Consider the following 17641-nt stretch of genomic DNA (forward strand, 5'->3'; position numbering starts at 1 on the left):
GGAGAGCAGCATGACTATCGCTGACGTCAAGAAAAACGCGCAAGAGCGCATGAACAAGTCGATCGACACCCTTAAAAGCGATCTGGCCAAGGTCCGTACCGGCCGCGCCCACACCGGCATCCTCGATCACGTGATGGTCGATTACTATGGTTCGGCCACCGCGCTGACCCAGATCGCCAACGTGACCCTGATCGACGCCCGCACCATCGGTGTGCAGCCGTGGGAAAAGAAGATGCTGAGCACCGTCGAAAAGGCGATCCGCGACGCCGACCTCGGTCTCAATCCATCGTCGCAGGGCGACATGATCCGCGTACCGACCCCGCCGCTGACCGAAGAACGCCGCAAGGAAATGGTCAAGCTGGTCAAGAGCGAGGCGGAAGATGCCAAGATCGCGATCCGCAATATCCGCCGCGATGCCAACGAATCGCTCAAAAAGCTGGTCAAGGACAAGGCTTGCTCGGAAGATGACGAGCGTCGCGCATCGGAAGAAATCCAGAAACTGACCGACAAGTTTGTCATCGATGTCGATAAACTGGTTGCTGAAAAAGAAAAAGAAGTCCTGACAGTGTAGAGTCGGGGAAAGCGCGAAGGCAGGGTCTGCCCACGCTGAGGCGGACCCGGCGTCCGCTTCCCATGCATTTGTTCAAGATAGTCTGGATTTATGATCTATAAAAGTTCGACGACAGCAGTACCCGAAGTGGCCCGCGTGCCGCGTCACGTTGCGATCATCATGGACGGCAACGGCCGCTGGGCCACCAAGCGCTTCCTCCCGCGCGTGGCCGGCCACGTCAAGGGCGTCGAAGCCGTGCGCGGCTGCGTCGAAGCCTGCATCCAGCGCGGCATCGAGTACCTCACCCTGTTCGCCTTTTCATCCGAAAACTGGCGCCGCCCCGAAGAAGAAGTCTCGCTCCTGATGCGCCTGTTCGTCACCGCGCTCGAACGCGAAGTGGCGAAGATGCACGCAAACAATATTCGCCTGAAAGTCGTCGGTGATTTGTCGCGCTTCGATTCCAAGCTGCAAGACATGATCGCCTCCGCCCAGCGCCGCACCGCCAACAACACGCGCCTGACGGTGACCATCTGCGCCAATTACGGTGGCCGTTGGGACATCATGCAGGCCACCAGCAAGATGGTTGCCGCCAATCCCGGCTTGACCGCCTTCCGCGAAGAACAATTGGCCGAGCACCTGGCCATGGCCTACGCGCCCGAGCCGGACCTGTTCATCCGCACCGGCGGGGAAGAGCGCATTTCCAACTTCCTGCTGTGGCAACTGGCGTATTCCGAGCTGTATTTTACCGATACCTACTGGCCCGATTTTTCGATCGAGTCCCTCGACGCCGCCATCGCGTCCTATCAAAACCGGGAGCGCCGTTTCGGGCGCACCGGCGACCAACTGGCTGGAAAGAAAAGCTGATGCTAATTACCCGGATCATCACCGCTGTCGTCTTGCTTGTCGTCTTGCTGGCGGTGCTGTTTGGCGGGTATTACCCCGCCTTTGCCGCGGTGGTGCTGCTGTTCCTCACGGCCGCCGTCACCGAAAGCTTTCAGCTGTTCAAGTCCTCGCGCAAGCAAGCCTTCCTGGTCGCCCTGTTCTGGAGCGCCGCGTTCGCCTACGCCTTCCTGTACAAGGACAACAGCGCGGTCAAGTTCTGGTTCGGCCTGTCGACCCTGCTGTGGCTGCTGCGTTTCGTGCCGGCGCTGAAAACCGGCTTGCCGCCGCCCGAAGGCGGGCGCAACACCATGCTGGCGACCATGTACGCCATTTCCATCGTCGCCTGTTTCGCCGCCATCGTGCTGTTCTTCAAGCATTCCGCCGTGTACTTGCTGTCGGTCATGGCGCTGGTCTGGATCGCCGACATCGGCGCCTATTTCTCCGGCAAGGCTTTCGGCAAGCGCAAGCTGGCGCCGACTATTTCCCCAGGTAAATCGTGGGAAGGCGCGATTGGCGGCGGCATTGCCGTGCTGGTCCTGTCGAGCCTGTTGATCATGTTCGCCGGCCCGCTGCTGGCCGATACCTTCCCGGTCCACCTGCACGCCAAACTGGGCTGGGGCGGAGCCCTGGCGGTGCTGGTGGTGCTCGTTGCCGCCAGCGTGGTGGGCGACCTGGTCGAATCGCAGCTCAAGCGCCGCGCCGGCGTCAAGGACAGCAGCAACCTGCTGCCCGGCCATGGCGGCGTGCTCGACCGTATCGATGCGCTGGTGCCGGTCATGCCGCTGGCCGCCCTGATTTACACCGGGATGCTGTGAACGTAGTTTGATAAAAAAGTTTGAAAGAACGCCTATGCAACGCATCACCATTCTAGGCGCGACCGGTTCGATCGGCGTGTCCACCCTGGACGTGCTTGCACGCCATCCCGACAAATACCAGGTGCTTGCGCTCAGCGCGCATGCCAGGGTGGAAGAACTGGCGGAACAGTGCGCGCAGTTCCGTCCGGCGCGCGCCGTGGTCGGCAGCGCCGACGCGGCAACGCGCCTGAGCGCCTTGCTGCGCGCACGCGGCCTCGGTCATATCCAGGTCGAACACGGCGAAGCGGCGCTCTGCTCGATCGCTTCCAGCGCTGAAGTCGACACGGTCATGGCCGCCATCGTCGGCGCCGCCGGCCTGGCGCCGACCCTGGCCGCGGCCCGTGCCGGCAAAAAAATTCTTCTCGCCAACAAGGAAGCCCTGGTCATGTCCGGCCAGTTGTTCATGGACGCGGTGCACCAGCACGGCGCCACCTTGCTGCCGATCGACAGCGAACACAACGCGATTTTCCAGTCGCTGCCGCAAGCATATGCGCGCCAGCCCGGCGCGGCCGGCGTGGCCAAGATCGTGCTGACCGCGTCCGGCGGCCCGTTCCTGAACCGCGCGGTCGAGACGCTCGAACACGTCACGCCCGATGAAGCCTGCAAGCATCCGAACTGGTCGATGGGGCGCAAGATCTCGGTCGACTCGGCCACCATGATGAACAAGGGCCTGGAAGTGATCGAGGCGCACTGGCTGTTCGGCGCGCCGGCCGCGCTGATCGAGGTGGTGATCCATCCGCAAAGCGTGATCCATTCGATGGTGTCGTACGTGGACGGCTCGGTGATCGCCGAACTGGGCAACCCCGATATGCGTACCCCGATCGCCAACGCGCTCGCATTTCCTGAACGCATAGAATCCGGCGTGGCCCAGCTCGACCTGACCAGCATCGGCACCTTGCAGTTTTACAAGCCGGATTTTGCGCGTTTTCCCTGCCTGGCGCTGGCCTTCGAGTCGCTTGAAGCGGGCGGCACCGCGCCGGCCCTGCTCAACGCCGCCAACGAAGTGGCGGTGCAAGCCTTTTTGGAGCGCCGCATCGGTTTCCGTGATATCGACCGCGTGATCGCGCGCGTCATGCACGAGAATGCACACCACGCCGCCAGCAGCATCGAGGCCGTGATGGACTGCGACGCCCGCGCCCGCGCCGCCGCCCAGGCCATCGTCGCCGGCCTCGCCAGATGACTTTATTCACCACCATCCTGGCGTTTCTGTGCTCGCTGGGGCCGCTGATCATCTTCCACGAACTGGGCCACTACACGGTTGCCCGCCTGTGCGGCGTCAAGGTGCTGCGCTTTTCGCTCGGCTTCGGCAAAGTGATCTGGTCGCGCCGCTTCGGCCCCGACCAGACCGAGTGGGTCATCTCCATGCTGCCGCTGGGCGGCTACGTGCGCATGCTGGACGACCGCGATCCCGGTACCCGCGCCCTGTCCGAGGCCGACCAGGCGCGCGAATACACGCGCAAGAGCGTCTGGCAGCGCATCGCCATCGTGGCCGCCGGCCCGGTCGCCAATTTCCTGCTGGCGATTGCGGTGTTCGGTGGCCTGTACATGGTTGGCATGGACGAGATCGGCACCCGCGTGCGCAGCATGGAAGCGAGTACGCCCGCTTACCAGGCCGGCCTGCGCGGGGGCGACCGCATCGTCGCCGTCAATGGCGCGCCGGTCGCCACTTACGCCGAACTGCGCTGGGAAACCCTGAAGGCCGTGCTCGATAAAGGCGGCGTGCGTTTCGACGTGGCCCAGCAGGGCGGGGCGCGCTACAGCGCCACCTTGCCGCCGGCTGCGCTGGCCGGCAAGAATGTCGAAGGCGAGCTGCTTGGGGAGCTCGGCATTTCCACCTTCCTGAGTCCGGTAACGATTGGCAAGATTCCCGATCCGGCCGGCCCGGCGGGACGCGCCGGCATGCAGCCGGGCGACCGCGTGCTCAGCATCGACGGTCAAGCGGTGCCGGACGGCTCGGTGCTGATGAAGCTGGTCGGCCAATCGTGCGGCCGCACCCTGGAATTCGTGATCGAACGCGGCGGCGGCAGCTTGAGCCTGACGGTCACGCCGGAACTGAACAAAGCTACTAATATCTCGCGCATCAATGCCCAGATCATCTCGTCGCCCGAGATGGTGAAGGTGACCCTGGGGCCGCTTGACGCCATCGGCGCCGGCGCTGCGACCACCTGGCAGCAAAGCGTGATGAGCCTGAAGATGATTGGCAAGATGGTGACAGGGCAGGTCTCGCTGGCGAACCTGACCGGCGTGGTCACGATTGCCGACTACGCCGGCAAGACCGCGCGCCTGGGCCCGATTGAATTTTTAAGCTTCATCGCCGTCGTCAGCGTCAGTCTCGGGGTGATGAATCTGTTACCAATTCCGGTTCTGGACGGTGGGCTTTTGCTGTATTATTCGCTGGAAGTTTTGACCGGGCGCCCCCTGCCGGGCCGGATAGTCGAGCTGGCGCAGTATGCCGGCATGGCGTTGCTGGTGATGCTGATGGGCCTTGCGCTCTTCAATGACGTGAACCGCCTGACGCAACCGGCGCCCACGCCTCCCGCGAATACATATATACGTTGTCCAAACGATTGACCATTGAATAACCCCAATGAAATTAAATTCTGAACGTTTTGCCTTGCCTTTCTTTCGTCGCAGCTTAATCGGCGCTGCCGTCCTGGCGCTGTGCGCCGGACAAGCCCTCGCAGTGAACCCGTTCGTGGTCAAGGATATCCGGGTCGAGGGCATCCAGCGTACCGAAGCCGGTACCGTGTTCAGCTACCTCCCGGTGCGCGTGGGTGAAACGTTCAACGACGAAAAGAGTATCGCCGCCATCAAGGCCCTGTACGCGACCGGCTTCTTCAAGGACGTGCGCCTGGAAGAAGAAAAGGGCGTGCTGGTCGTGCTGGTCGAAGAACGGCCGGCGATTGCCACGGTCGATTTCACCGGTACCAAGGAATTTGAAAAGGACGTGCTGGTCAAGGCGCTCAAGGAAATCGGCGTCGGCGAGACCAAGATTTTCGACAAGGCGTCGGTCGACCGCGCCGAGCAAGAGCTCAAGCGCCAGTACCTGTCGCACGGCCTGTACGGCGTGAAGATCACCACCACCGTCACCCCGATCGAACGCAACCGCGTCACCGTCATGTTCAACGTCGACGAAGGCGAGGTCGCGCGCATCAAGCAGATCAGCATCGTCGGCAACAAGACCTTCTCGGACAAGGAACTGCGCGAAGTGCTGCAACTGGGCACCTCCGGCTGGTTCACCTGGTACACCAAGGCCGACCAGTATTCCAAGACCAAGCTGACCGGCGACATCGAGTCGATCAAGTCGTTCTACCTGAACCGCGGCTACCTGGAAGCGAACGTCGAATCGACCCAAGTGTCGATCACGCCCGACAAAAAAGACATCTACCTGACGATCAACATCACCGAAGGCGAGAAGTACACCGTCTCCGGCATCAAGCTCGAAGGCGAAATGTTCGGGCGCGAGGACGAGCTGAAAGAACTGGTGCGCCTGCGCGAGGGCCAGACCTACTCAGGCGAGCTGCTCACGCTGAGCAACAAGCTCATTTCGGACCGCATGGGCACCTTCGGCTATGCGTTCGCCAACGTCAATGCGAACCCGGAAATCGACCGCGAAAAGCGCCAGGTGGCGTTTACCTTCTTCGTCGATCCGGGCAAGCGCGCTTACGTGCGCCGCATGAACATCGCCGGCAACACCACCACGCGCGACGAAGTCATCCGCCGCGAGTTCCGCCAGTTCGAAGGCTCCTGGTACGACGGCAACAAGATCAAGATGTCGCGCGACCGCGTCGACCGCCTCGGCTACTTCAAGGAAGTGACCATCGACACGCCGGAAGCGCAGGGCACCTCCGACCAGGTCGACGTGAACCTGACCGTGGTCGAAAAACCGACCGGTAACTTCCTGATCGGCGGTTCGTTCTCGCAAGCGGAAAAATTCACCTTCACCGCGTCGATCCAGCAGGCCAACTTTGCCGGCAGCGGCAACACGGTTGGCATGGAGCTCAACACCAGCGACTACAGCCGCACCATCGCGCTCTCGCACACCAATCCGTACTTCACCGAAGACGGCGTGTCGCAGCAGTTCGAACTGTATTTGCGCACCCTGAACCCGCCGGCGCTGAACCAGGGCACCTACAAGGTCAAGCAGACCGGTGGCCGCGTGAGCTACGGCGTGCCGTTCTCCGAAACCGACACCGTCTACTTCGGTATCGGCGTCGAACGCACCACCATCGAAACCGATATCACCAGCCCGACCCGCTACCAGGACTACGTGCGCCAGATTACCGGCATTGAGAGCGGCATCGGCAGCGCCACCACCAACGCCTTGCCGCTGACGGCCGCCTGGCAGCGCGACAGCCGCGACAGCGCGATCACGCCATCGGCCGGCCGCTACCAGCGCGCCAACCTGGAACTGGACGTGGCTGGCGACACCAAGTACTACCGCATGATCTACAACCATGAATGGTTCCGTCCGTTGACCAACAAGATCACCCTGGCGCTGCGCGGTGAATTCGATTACGGCCAGGGCATCAAGGGCAGCCCGTACCCGGTCTTCAAGAACTTCAACGGCGGCGGTATCGGTTCGGTGCGCGGCTACCTGAGCTCCTCGCTCGGCGTGGTCGACCGCAACGGCGACGCGGTCGGCGGCGCCAAGCGCATCATCGGCAATGCCGAACTGCAGATGCCTTTCCCCGGCAGCGGCACCGACCGCAGCCTGCGCTGGTTCGGCTTTGCCGACGCCGGCCAGGTCTACAGCGAAGACCAGAAAATGCGCCTGAACGAACTGCGTTATTCGGCAGGTCTGGGCGTGAGCTGGATTTCGCCGGTCGGCCCGCTCAAGTTGAGTTATGCTAAGCCTTTGAACGCGAAACCTGGCGATCGCCTGGAACGCTTCCAGTTCCAGATGGGTACCGGTTTCTGATCGCTAACGCGACCGTTTCCATTTTAGATTGCGGAGAACTATGTTGAACACTGTGACTGCCTCCTGGCCCAAGCATCTTGCCCTGCTGGCTTTGTGCGCGTGCTCGCTGGCCCAGGCGCAAACCGCGCCGAGCAGGATTGGCTACGTTTTCACCGAGCGCCTGATGACCGAGTCCAAGCTGGCCAAGGCCGCCGACGCCAAGATCGAAGCCGAGTTTTCCAAGCGCCAGAAGTCGATCCAGGACACGGTAACGCGCTTCAAGTCGATGGAGGCGAAGTTCGAGACCGAGGCGCCGACCTTGCCCGAACTGGAACGCACGCGGCGCGCGCGCGAACTGCTCGACCTCGAAAAAGACGTGCAGCGCACCCAGCGCGAGTTCCGCGAAGACCTGATCCAGCGTAAAAGCGAAGAGCGCGCCAACATCGCGCAAAAGGCGTACAAGCTGATCGAACAGATCGCCGAGCAGGAAAAACTCGACATCGTGCTGCAGGAATCGGCCTGGACCAGCCCGCGCATCGATATCACGGACAAGATCCTGAAACAGCTCGACAAATAACACCAATACAAACTCAAGACAGGACTAAAAAGATGGGCACTCGACTAGGTCAATTGGTCGAACGCTTGGGAGGACAGCTGATTGGCGACCCGAATACCGAGGTATCCGGGGTCGCGCCATTGGCTGACGCAGGCGTTTCGCACATCAGTTATCTGAGCAACAGCAAACTGCGGGCCCAGGCCGCGCAGAGCGGCGCGGCGGCCATGATTGTGTCAAGCGCCGACGACGAGATCGTCGGCGCGACCTACCAGGGCGCGCGTATCGTCGTCAAAAATCCGCACGTCTACTTCGCCTACGCCGCCCAGTATTTCGCTTCGATCGACCCGATCGTGGCGCCGGCCGGCATCGACCCCACCGCCAGCGTGCATCCGACCGCCAAGGTCGACCCGAGTGCGCATATCGGCCCGCAGGTGACCGTGGAAGCCGGTGCGGTGATTGGCGCTAACGCCGTCATCGACGCCGGCAGCTTCGTCGGGCGCGACGCCGTCATCGGCGAAGGCACCCACCTGTTCGCGAACGCCACCTTCCATGCGCGCTGCCAGATCGGCAAGCGCGGCATCATCCACTCGGGCGCCGTGATCGGCACCGACGGCTTCGGTTTTGCCAACGAAGGCGGCGTGTACATCAAGATTCCGCAGACCGGGCGCGTGATGATCGGCGACGACGTCGACATCGGCGCCAACACCACGGTCGACCGCGGCGCCATGGCCGACACCATCATCGAAGACGGCGTCAAGCTCGATAACCTGATCCAGATCGGCCATAACTGCCATATCGGCGCGCACACGGCGATGGCCGGCTGCGTCGGCGTGGCCGGCAGCGCCACCATCGGAAAATACTGCACCTTCGGCGGCGCAGCCATGGTATCGGGCCACATCACCATCGTCGACAAGGTGTACGTCACCGCCGGCAGCCTGGTTGCCAACTCGATCAAGGAAGCGGGCCAGTACACGGGCTTTTACCCGATCGCCAAGAACAGCGACTGGGAAAAGAACGCCGTCCTGCTGCGCAACCTGACGTCGATGCGCGAAAAAATCCGCGCGCTCGAAAAAGCCGTCAAGGCACTCACAGAACAAAAATAGAAGACATATGACCATTACCGACAACAAAGGCGTACCCGGCAAGACCCTCGACATCTGCCAGATCAAGGAATACCTCCCGCACCGCTATCCGATGCTGCTGGTGGACCGCGTGCTGGACTGGGAAGCGCACAAGTCGATCAGCGCGATCAAGAACGTCACCGCCAACGAAGAATTCTTCAACGGGCACTTCCCGCACAAGCCGGTCATGCCGGGCGTGTTGATGATCGAAGCGATGGCGCAGACCGCGGCGATCTTGTCGTTCATGTCGATCGGCGTCAAGCCCGACGCCAATTCGGTGGTCTATTTCGTCGGCATCGACAACACCCGCTTCAAGCGCCCGGTCGGCCCTGGCGACCAGCTGCGCATGGATATCGAGATCATTCGCTGCTCGCGCGGCATCTGGAAGTACAAGGCCGTCGGCAGCGTCGATGGCGCCATCGCCCTCGAAGCGGAGCTGATGTGCACGATCCGCAGCGCGGTCGACGCGAGCCAGCCGATGGGGAACTAAATGGCCACGATCCATCCCAGCGCCATTGTCGATGCGCGCGCGCAGCTCGACTCCAGCGTCGAAGTCGGCGCCTTTTCGATCATCGGCCCGCACGTGTCGATCGACGCCGGCACGGTGGTCGGTCCGCACGTGGTCATCGAAGGCCACACCAGCATCGGCAAGGACAACAAGTTCTTCCAGTTCTCGTCGATCGGCGCGCCGCCGCAAGACAAGAAGTGGGATGGCGAGCCGACCCGCCTCATCGTTGGCGACCGCAATACGGTGCGCGAATTTTGCACTTTCAATACCGGCACCGTCCAGGATGAAGGTGTCACGCGCCTGGGCCACGACAACTGGATCTCGGCCTACTGCCACCTGGCGCACGACTGCCAGGTCGGCAGCAACACGATTTTCTCGAACAACGCGCAACTGGCCGGACACGTGGAAGTGGGCGACTGGGCGATTTTGTCGGGTTTCGTCGGCGTGCACCAGTTCTGCAAGATCGGCGCGCATGCCTTCCTCGGCATGTACACCAGCCTCACGCAAGACGTGCCGCCGTTCGTGCTGGTGTCGGGAAATCCGGCCAGCGCCCACGGCGTCAACATCGAAGGCATGAAACGGCGCGGCTTTACGCGGCCGCAGATCGACGGCGTGCGCGCGGCCTACAAGCTCATTTACCGCTCCGGCATGACGCTCGAACAAGCCAAGGCGGCCCTGGTCGACCAGCAGCACGAGTCGCCCGCCGCCGTGCTCGATATCGGCGCCATGCTCGCTTTCCTGGGGACTGCGTCCCGTGGCATTGTCCGCTGATCCACGGCCGGGCGCCGGGGCTGCATCGACCGGCGTATCTGTTGCACTGGTGGCGGGCGAGGTATCCGGCGACATGCTCGCCGCGCGCCTGCTGGCCGGCCTGCGGCCGCACCTGCCCGAGGCGCGCTTTCACGGCATTGGCGGCCCGCGCATGATGGAGCAGGGTTTTGTGTCGGACATCGAGATGGACCGCCTGACCGTGCGCGGCCTGTTCGAAATCATTCCCCGCTACCGCGAAATCAAGGGCATCCAGAATACGCTGCGCGACCGCCTGCTGGCCGAGCGCCCGGACGTGTTCATCGGCGCCGACTATCCCGGCTTTAACCTCGGGCTGGAACAGCAGTTGAAAGAAGCCGGAATACCGACCGTGCACTTCGTCAGTCCGCAGATCTGGGCCTGGCGCGGTGGGCGTATCAAGAAGATCATCAAGGCCGTCTCGCACATGCTGGTGATCTTTCCGTTCGAGGAAGAGATTTATCGCAAGGCCGGCGTGCCGTGCACCTACATCGGCCATCCGCTGGCCGAAGTCATTCCCATGGAGCCCGACGTGGCGGCGGCGCGCACGGCGCTCGGCATGCCTTTGGGGGCGCGCGTGATCGCGCTCATGCCGGGCAGCCGCATGGGCGAACTCAAATACCTGGCCGAGCCCTTTGTGGGCGCGGTCAAGCTGCTGGCCGCGCGCGACCCGGACCTGCGCTTTGTCGCGCCCATGGCGGGCGAGCGCCAGCGCCAGTATTTCACCGAATTGATCGCCAAAGCCGGCTTGCAGTCGGTGCGCATCGACCTGTTAGAGGGCCGCTCGCACGACGCCATTGCCGCCGCCGACGCGGTGCTGGTGGCATCCGGCACGGCGGCCCTGGAAGTGGCGCTGTTCAAGAAGCCGATGGTCATTGCGTACAAAGTCATGCGCGCCTCGTACGAGATCATGCGCCACATGGGCTACCAGCCGTGGATCGGACTGCCGAATATCCTGGCGCGCGAATTCCTGGTGCCGGAAATCCTGCAGCATGACGTTACGCCGCAAAAGCTGGCCGACGCCATGTGGGAACAACTTAATAACGCGGCCAACCGCAAGCTGCTGGTGCAGCGCTTCACCGGGATGCACCACAGCCTCTTGCGCAACAGCGCGCAGGAAAGCGCGGCCGCCGTCATGCGCGTGATCGCGGCATCGAAAAAGTCATCATGAGAACCAAAAAAGTCAATTTTTATCCAGGGCTGAAAAAGAACGCCTATCCGTTCACGCTAGAGGATATCGTCTGCGGCGTGGACGAAGCAGGGCGCGGCCCGCTGGCCGGCCCGGTGTTCGCCGCCGCCGTGATCTTGCATCCGGACCGCCCCATCGAGGGCCTGCGCGACTCCAAGAAGCTGACCGCCGAGAAGCGCGAAGCGCTGGCGCCGCAGATCAAGGAATATGCGCTGGCCTGGGCGATCGCCGAATGCTCGCACGAAGAAATCGACAGCATCAACATTTTGCAGGCGACCATGCTGGCCATGCGGCGCGCGGTGGAAGCCTTGTCGACCATGCCGACCATTGCCCTGATCGACGGCAACCGCAGTCCGGTGATGCAGGTGCGCTGCCATCCGATTATCGAAGGCGACGACAAGGTGCACGCCATTTCGGCCGCGTCGATCCTGGCCAAGACCGCGCGCGACGCCGCCTTGGTGGCGCTGCACGCACTGTATCCGCAATACGGCTTCGACCAGCACAAGGGCTACGGCACCGCGCTGCACCTGGCGCGCCTGCGCGAGCATGGCGCTTCGCCCGTGCACCGGCGCTCGTTCGCGCCGGTGCGCGCCACCTTGCCGGTTTCGGTGGCCAACACCATCGTCGGCATGGACATGTCGTTCGATTTTGGCGAGGCCGCATGAAAACCATCACCTCGCGCGACAATCCGCTCTATAAAGACCTGAAGCACCTCGCCGGCAGCTCGCAGGCGCGGCGCAAGGCCGGCCAGACCCTGCTCGACGGCGTGCACCTGTGCCAGTCGTATTTGCAGCTGCGCGGCGCGCCGCTGCACTGCCTTGTCGCCGAAGGCGCGCTGGCCAACCCGGAAGTGGCCGACATCGTGATGCAGTGCGAAACAGCGCGCGCGCATGTCACCGCCATGCCGGACGCGTTGTACAACGCCTTGAGCCAGGTCGAACACGGCGTCGGGCTGATGTTCCTGATCGCCACCCCGGCGCTGGCCGCGCCCGGGGTGCTTACTGCCTCGGCGGTCCTGTTGGATAACCTGCAAGACCCGGGCAATGTCGGTTCGATCCTGCGCAGCGCGGCGGCGGCCGGCATCACCCAGGTCTATTGCAGCGGCGGCACGGCCTTCTGCTGGTCGCCCAAGGTGCTGCGCGCGGCCATGGGCGCGCACTTCGTGGTCGACATCCACGAAAACGTCGACCTGGCCGACCTGGTGAAGGCGTCGGCCATTCCGGTGCTGGCCACCAGCGGCTACGCCACGCAGCGCCTGTACGACGTGGACCTGGCGCGCCCGGTGGCCTGGCTGCTCGGGCACGAAGGGCAGGGCGTGGCGCACGACCTGCTGGCGTTGGCAACGCATCAAGTCGTCATTCCGCACATGGGCCAGATCGAGTCGCTCAACGTGGCCGCGTGTGCGGCTGTCTGTTTTTTTGAACAGTTGAGGCAGATTCAATCAAAGTAAGGTGAAACAGTTTCTTGACAGCATAGACGAAGCTGCGTTCCGGGGGTAATGTCAATACTCGGACTTCAGCGGAGATATGATGGACATCGCCCACTTGCACTTTCTGGTCGCCGACGGCGACGCAGCGCAACGCCAGACCCTGATCGACATGCTTGGTCGCCTGGGCGCCACCCGCATCAGCGTGGCGGCCGATGGCGAGGCCGCGCTGCGCCAGATCGAAGCGCCGGGCGGGCCGCCGATCGACATTGCCGTGATCGACCTGGCCCTGTCCGGGCGCGACGGCCTGGAGCTGATACGCGACATCACCGTGCTCAATGCCGGCACGCGGGCCATCATCACCGGCGGCTGCCACGCCAGCCTGCTGTTTTCGGTCGAAAGCCTGGCGCTCGCGTATGGGCTCGACCTGCTCGGCACCATCCCCAAGCCGCTCACCAGCGGTCATCTGGAAGCGGTGCTGTCGCACTACACGCCGCCTGTCGCCCAGGTACAGGAGCGGCGCGCGCTGCCGCGTTTTAGCTTTGCTCAGGTGGGCGTGGGCCTGCAGGCGCGCCAGTTCGAACCGTTTTTCCAGCCCAAGATCGAACTGGCCAGCGGCGAGGTGAAGGGGCTTGAAGTGTTCGCGCGCTGGATCCACCCCGAGCACGGGGTGCTGGGGCCGGCCTCCTTTATCGACGCGCTGGAGCAAAACCACCGCATCGATTTTCTCGATTGGACCATGATTGAAAGCGCGGCCGAGCATTGCCGCGCCTTCCAGGACAAAGGCCTGCCCGCCGCGATTTCGCTCAATCTGTCGGCCGAAACCATCGGCCATCCGGATTTTCTGCGACAGATCAGCGTGTGCACCGACCGGCATGGCGTGGCGCCATCGCTGCTTACGTTTGAATTGCCCGAATCGGCGGTGCTGACCAACGACCCGAGTTTTCTGGAGCGCCTGCTGCGTCTGCGCATGATGGGGTATGGGCTGGCGGTGGACGACTACGGCACCGGACGCTCGAACGTGCAGCAACTGGCGCGCGTGCCGTTTTCGGAGTTGAAGATCGACCGCAGCTTTGTCGACGGCGCCTCGCGCAAACGCTCGCTGGCCACCGTGCTCAGTTCCTGCCTGGGACTGGCGCGCAGCCTTGACCGCAAGTCTTGCGCGGTGGGCGTGGAGACGCGCCAGGACTGGGATTTTTTGCAGGGGCTGGGCTGCACGTATGCGCAGGGCCACCACATCGCCCGGCCGATGGAGGCGGCGCGCTTTCCGGACTGGCTGGCCGACTGGCGGCAGTTTTTTTAGCTGTTACGTGAGCTCAGCGCGAGGGTTGGGAGTATACATCCGCCGTGCGATACACTATACCGATACTGGCATTGACCTGATCGGAGGTCTGTTATGGCAACCTTGAAGCACTCACGCGATAAGCCTCGTGTTATCGCTGCGACCGGGCCAGCCGACGCGGTAGCCGACGCGGTAGCCGACGCGGTAGCGGAAGAGCCGATCGAAAAACGCCGTGCCCGACGTATGGCTGCTCTAAAGAAAATTGCAGGTATTTGGGCGCAGCGCCCGGATATCCCGGCGGACGGCTTGGACTATCAAAGAGAGTTGAGATCCGAATGGCGGGATTAGTTCTGTTCGACACCAATATCCTGATCGACTGGAGCAAGGGCTACGCGCAAGCGCTAATCGAACTGTCGCATTGGGACAATCCGGCCATCAGCGTGATTACCTGGATGGAGCTGTATGGCGGCGCCGACTTGACCGACGTACCGCGATTCGACGAATTCATGGTCGATTTCGGCTTCGAAATTATCGAGATCGACGCTGTGATCATGCAGGCGGCAGCAGCCATCATGTCCGAGCGTCGACGCTTGGGTCCTAAAATTGGATTGGCGGACGCGATTATTCAGGCAACAGCTGACATCAAAAAGCTGACGATCATCACACGCAATACGAAGGATTCCGGCGGCAGGACGTGCGCGTGCCTTACGAGCTAAAAACCACATCGACGGTGACGATTATAAACGTCGCCCCTCCTGGAGACACGCCACTCCCGCCACGATCAAGACGGAGTGCGCTGAAACGTACCAAATAGTCGCTTTGCCCAAAAGCGGTGTACGGCGGAGGATGACGAATTAAGGAGGTAGTCCGCCTCATGCCGGACTTGGGCCCGTAGTAGACTTCCCCGCCGGTTCGCTCTTACGCCACCATCGACTTCATATCGATGACAAACCGGTAACGCACATCGCTCTTGACGACGCGCTCGTAGGCGTCGTTGATCATTCCGATATCAATGAGTTCGATATCCGCAGTGATGTTGTGCTTGCCGCAGAAATCGAGCATTTCCTGCGTTTCCTTGATCGAGCCGATCATCGAACCGGCCAGGGTGCGGCGCGCGCCGATCAGGTTGAAGGCATTGATCGGCGGCGTGGCCGCGTCGGGCACGCCCACCAGGGTCATGGTGCCGTCGATCTTGAGCAAGCGGATGTAATCGTTCCAGTCGACGGCAGCACCGACCGTATTGATGATCAGGTCGAACTGGCCGGCCAGCTTCTTGAACGTTTCCTTGTCGCTGGTGGCGTAATAGCTGGCGGCGCCGAAACGCAAGCCGTCTTCCTGCTTAGACAGCGACTGGCTCAATACCGTTACCTCGGCGCCCATTGCGTGCGCGATTTTCACGCCCATGTGGCCCAGGCCACCCAGGCCGATGATGGCGACTTTCTTGCCCGGACCGGCTTTCCAATGGTTCAGCGGCGAATACAGCGTGATGCCGGCGCACAGCAGCGGCGCGGCCTTGTCCAGCGGCAGATTGTCGGGAATCGACAGTACGTAGCCTTCCTTGACGACGATGTGGTTGGAATACCCGCCGAAGGTGGGCGTGACGCCGTCGGCCTCCACGCTGTTGTAGGTCTGGACCAGCCCTGGCATGTACTGCTCCAGATCCACGTGGCGGGTGCCGCAGGTGGTGCAGGAATCGACGAAGCAGCCGACGCCGACATGGTCGCCCACTTTGAATTTGGTGACATCGGCGCCGACGGCGGTGACGACGCCGGCGATTTCGTGCCCCGGCACCATGGGAAAGGTCGCACCGCCCCATTCGTCGCGCGCCTGGTGGATATCGGAGTGGCAGACGCCGCAAAATTTGATGTCGATGGCCACGTCATCGGCGCGCGGGGCGCGGCGTTCGAATGAGAATGGGACCAGTTTTTCCTTGGCGGCCAGCGCCGCGTAACCTCGTGCGAGTGTCATGGGTGATAATCCTGTATAGATGAAATGAGAAGAGGGATGCGTACGGGGGCATTGCGTATCGCCGCGCCGGTCCGCAGATCGGCTACAGGAACAATATACGCGCTGCCGGGTGATTCGACAGGACTGCACGATGCCCGCGCTATGACGGCACCTGTTTATCGAAGATGGTACGGATGGCCTGGCTGGTGTTTGACGGTCACAGAAAGTCGAAAGTGCTGAACAGCCTTTTCCACCCGGCGCCGTCGTGCAGGCAAGCGCCGTATGGGCCGGCGGTCAGGAGGAATTTGCCATCGGGAGTGACGTCGAGCCGGCCGCTGTTGGTCGCATTCGGCGCGTCGCTCTGCGTGTCGGCCAGCGGCACGAGTGTTTTGTGTTCGGCGTCAATGAGCCAGGTCGGCTCGTTGAAAATGGAATTCATTGTGTTGTAGATGCCGTAGTCAGGGAAGTGTGTCGTTTGTGCGGACACCTCAAAAGAACAGGTAAGGCGCCAGATTGGCCATATTGCGCGCGTCGTCGATCCCCGGTGGGGTTGCCCTTCAAACTCAAGTCCGACTTTGGCCAGCGCCTGTTCGAGTCCGCACGGCTTTCGCATGCTCATATTGTCGGCGAAGCGCTTCTTGATGTTGATGTGTTCATCGCCAAACGGATAGCGAACGTCATGGTACGCACAGTCTTGTCGCAACTGATGCTTGTCGTAGTCGCCCCAACTGCAAAAAACCGCGTCATCGAATGAGGCTATCCAGGTGGAGAAACGCTCCATGACGGCACCAAAGGCATCGGCGCTGTCCACTTTTTGCTGCGGGATGTTGGTCAGCTGCTTGCAAAAGGCGGTCAGCTGCGTGTGCCGGACTGGTTTGACGAATGACTGGAACTCGCCGAGCGTGAACGGGCCATTGCCGTGCAAAGCGACCGCACCGATCTCGATGATCTCCATTTCATCCCGCGCAATGTGCCCCTCGTTGCAGCAGCTTGCCTCGAAATCGATAATGATGTAAGTCATGATGGTTCCAGGTTGTGCCGTGCGCGCGTGTCGTCGGCTTGGCCGGCTAGCGTGCACCAGCGGGTGTTGAACATGTAAGCGAGCCAGAAGAGCAGGGCGGGTCATGGCACCACCAGAAATACAAATCGGCACCAGTAGCACCCAGAAAAACAGGCGGTTTCCCTCCCGGCGGTCAACGGCATGCCGGGCAGCGCGCACTTGCTGAACAAACTGAAAATGCCGACCACGCCACCTACCTTGAACCACGTCGTGCGCCTGATCGCTAAAATCGGCGGGTTCCTCGCCCGTACCGGCGATGGCGAGCCCGGCGTGAAGACGATCTGGAAGGGGCTAGATCAAGTGCACGCCTCGGCAGAAACACTGCGCGCACTACGCGACGGGTTGGGCTGACGGACTTATGTATAAGGGCATGGGCTTAACCAGTATCGCGTCCACGGAATGGTTGCGCCGCTTTCTCGACCGCCGTCGTCCTCACCAAGGTGAGGATCTCGCCCTAGCAGCCTGTCGGACTTGGGATCGTCGGCTGCAAAAATACCTGGGACGGTCCATATTTCGCCGCTTTCTCGGCCAATAGCTCGCTATTGGCACTGCGAAATCGTCAAAATCTGGCCTCGCCCAG

At 62.2% G+C, this 17641-nt stretch carries 17 protein-coding genes and 1 pseudogene; 16 read left to right on the forward strand and 2 right to left on the reverse strand.

What is annotated here, in order from left to right:
* Positions 1-10 precede the first annotated feature (10 nt).
* The 15 genes from frr to F2P46_RS15490 all read left to right on the forward strand — a co-directional run bounded on the left by frr (position 11) and on the right by F2P46_RS15490 (position 14770).
* Complete coding sequence (frr, locus tag F2P46_RS15420) at positions 11-571, forward strand: ribosome recycling factor (RefSeq protein WP_166891149.1); 561 nt, start codon at positions 11-13, stop codon at positions 569-571.
* A gap of 90 nt (positions 572-661) precedes the next feature.
* Entirely contained in the window at positions 662-1414 is a 753-nt protein-coding gene (gene uppS / locus F2P46_RS15425) for a polyprenyl diphosphate synthase (RefSeq protein WP_166891152.1), read from the forward strand.
* Complete coding sequence (locus F2P46_RS15430; protein WP_166891155.1) at positions 1414-2247, forward strand: phosphatidate cytidylyltransferase; 834 nt, start codon at positions 1414-1416, stop codon at positions 2245-2247. The genes uppS and F2P46_RS15430 overlap by 1 nt, the downstream gene beginning before the upstream one ends.
* 34 nt (positions 2248-2281) lie before the next feature.
* Positions 2282-3466, forward strand: coding sequence for a 1-deoxy-D-xylulose-5-phosphate reductoisomerase (gene ispC, locus F2P46_RS15435; protein ID WP_166891158.1), 1185 nt, complete (start codon positions 2282-2284; stop codon positions 3464-3466).
* Positions 3463-4857, forward strand: coding sequence for an RIP metalloprotease RseP (gene rseP / locus F2P46_RS15440; RefSeq protein WP_166891161.1), 1395 nt, complete (start codon positions 3463-3465; stop codon positions 4855-4857). Before ispC ends, rseP begins: the two co-directional genes overlap by 4 nt.
* A gap of 16 nt (positions 4858-4873) precedes the next feature.
* The gene (gene bamA, locus F2P46_RS15445; RefSeq protein ID WP_166891164.1) at positions 4874-7207 is read left to right on the forward strand and encodes an outer membrane protein assembly factor BamA; all 2334 of its coding nucleotides are present in this window, start codon (positions 4874-4876) and stop codon (positions 7205-7207) included.
* Positions 7208-7247: 40 nt separating this feature from the next.
* On the forward strand, positions 7248-7763 hold the full coding sequence (locus F2P46_RS15450; RefSeq protein WP_166891167.1) for an OmpH family outer membrane protein: 516 nt from the start codon (positions 7248-7250) through the stop codon (positions 7761-7763).
* A gap of 32 nt (positions 7764-7795) precedes the next feature.
* Positions 7796-8845, forward strand: a complete 1050-nt coding sequence (gene lpxD, locus F2P46_RS15455; RefSeq protein WP_166891171.1) for a UDP-3-O-(3-hydroxymyristoyl)glucosamine N-acyltransferase — start codon at positions 7796-7798, stop codon at positions 8843-8845.
* 7 nt (positions 8846-8852) lie between these two features.
* A complete protein-coding gene (fabZ, locus tag F2P46_RS15460) occupies positions 8853-9353 on the forward strand; it encodes a 3-hydroxyacyl-ACP dehydratase FabZ (protein WP_166891173.1) in 501 nt (166 codons plus the stop codon).
* Positions 9354-10142, forward strand: coding sequence for an acyl-ACP--UDP-N-acetylglucosamine O-acyltransferase (gene lpxA, locus F2P46_RS15465; RefSeq protein ID WP_166891176.1), 789 nt, complete (start codon positions 9354-9356; stop codon positions 10140-10142).
* Positions 10132-11328: a lipid-A-disaccharide synthase gene (gene lpxB / locus F2P46_RS15470; RefSeq protein WP_267875861.1), complete on the forward strand. Its 1197-nt coding sequence runs from the start codon at positions 10132-10134 to the stop codon at positions 11326-11328. The genes lpxA and lpxB overlap by 11 nt, the downstream gene beginning before the upstream one ends.
* A complete protein-coding gene (rnhB, locus tag F2P46_RS15475; protein WP_166891178.1) occupies positions 11325-12011 on the forward strand; it encodes a ribonuclease HII in 687 nt (228 codons plus the stop codon). Before lpxB ends, rnhB begins: the two co-directional genes overlap by 4 nt.
* A complete protein-coding gene (locus tag F2P46_RS15480) occupies positions 12008-12796 on the forward strand; it encodes an RNA methyltransferase (protein WP_166891181.1) in 789 nt (262 codons plus the stop codon). Before rnhB ends, F2P46_RS15480 begins: the two co-directional genes overlap by 4 nt.
* Before the next feature lie 79 nt (positions 12797-12875).
* Entirely contained in the window at positions 12876-14075 is a 1200-nt protein-coding gene (locus tag F2P46_RS15485) for an EAL domain-containing protein (RefSeq protein WP_166891183.1), read from the forward strand.
* A gap of 251 nt (positions 14076-14326) precedes the next feature.
* Entirely contained in the window at positions 14327-14770 is a 444-nt protein-coding gene (locus F2P46_RS15490) for a PIN domain-containing protein (RefSeq protein ID WP_166891186.1), read from the forward strand.
* Between the two features lie 202 nt (positions 14771-14972).
* On the opposite strand, the gene F2P46_RS15495 is transcribed toward F2P46_RS15490, so the two are convergent.
* Positions 14973-16022, reverse strand: coding sequence for an NAD(P)-dependent alcohol dehydrogenase (locus tag F2P46_RS15495; protein WP_166891188.1), 1050 nt, complete (start codon positions 16020-16022; stop codon positions 14973-14975).
* Positions 16023-16218: 196 nt separating this feature from the next.
* Positions 16219-17022 carry a 3'-5' exonuclease gene (locus F2P46_RS15500; protein ID WP_208296636.1) on the reverse strand — a complete coding sequence of 268 codons (804 nt, stop codon included), beginning with the start codon at positions 17020-17022 and terminating at the stop codon, positions 16219-16221.
* A 174-nt stretch (positions 17023-17196) separates the two neighbouring features.
* On the opposite strand from F2P46_RS15500, the pseudogene F2P46_RS15505 reads away from it, so the two are divergent.
* A pseudogene (locus tag F2P46_RS15505) lies at positions 17197-17412 on the forward strand (IS4 family transposase); the annotation flags it as partial.
* Between the last annotated feature and the right edge of the window lie 229 nt (positions 17413-17641).

This window comes from Massilia sp. CCM 8734, from assembly GCF_011682155.1.
Taxonomy (GTDB): Bacteria; Pseudomonadota; Gammaproteobacteria; order Burkholderiales; family Burkholderiaceae_D; genus Telluria_A; species Telluria_A rubra.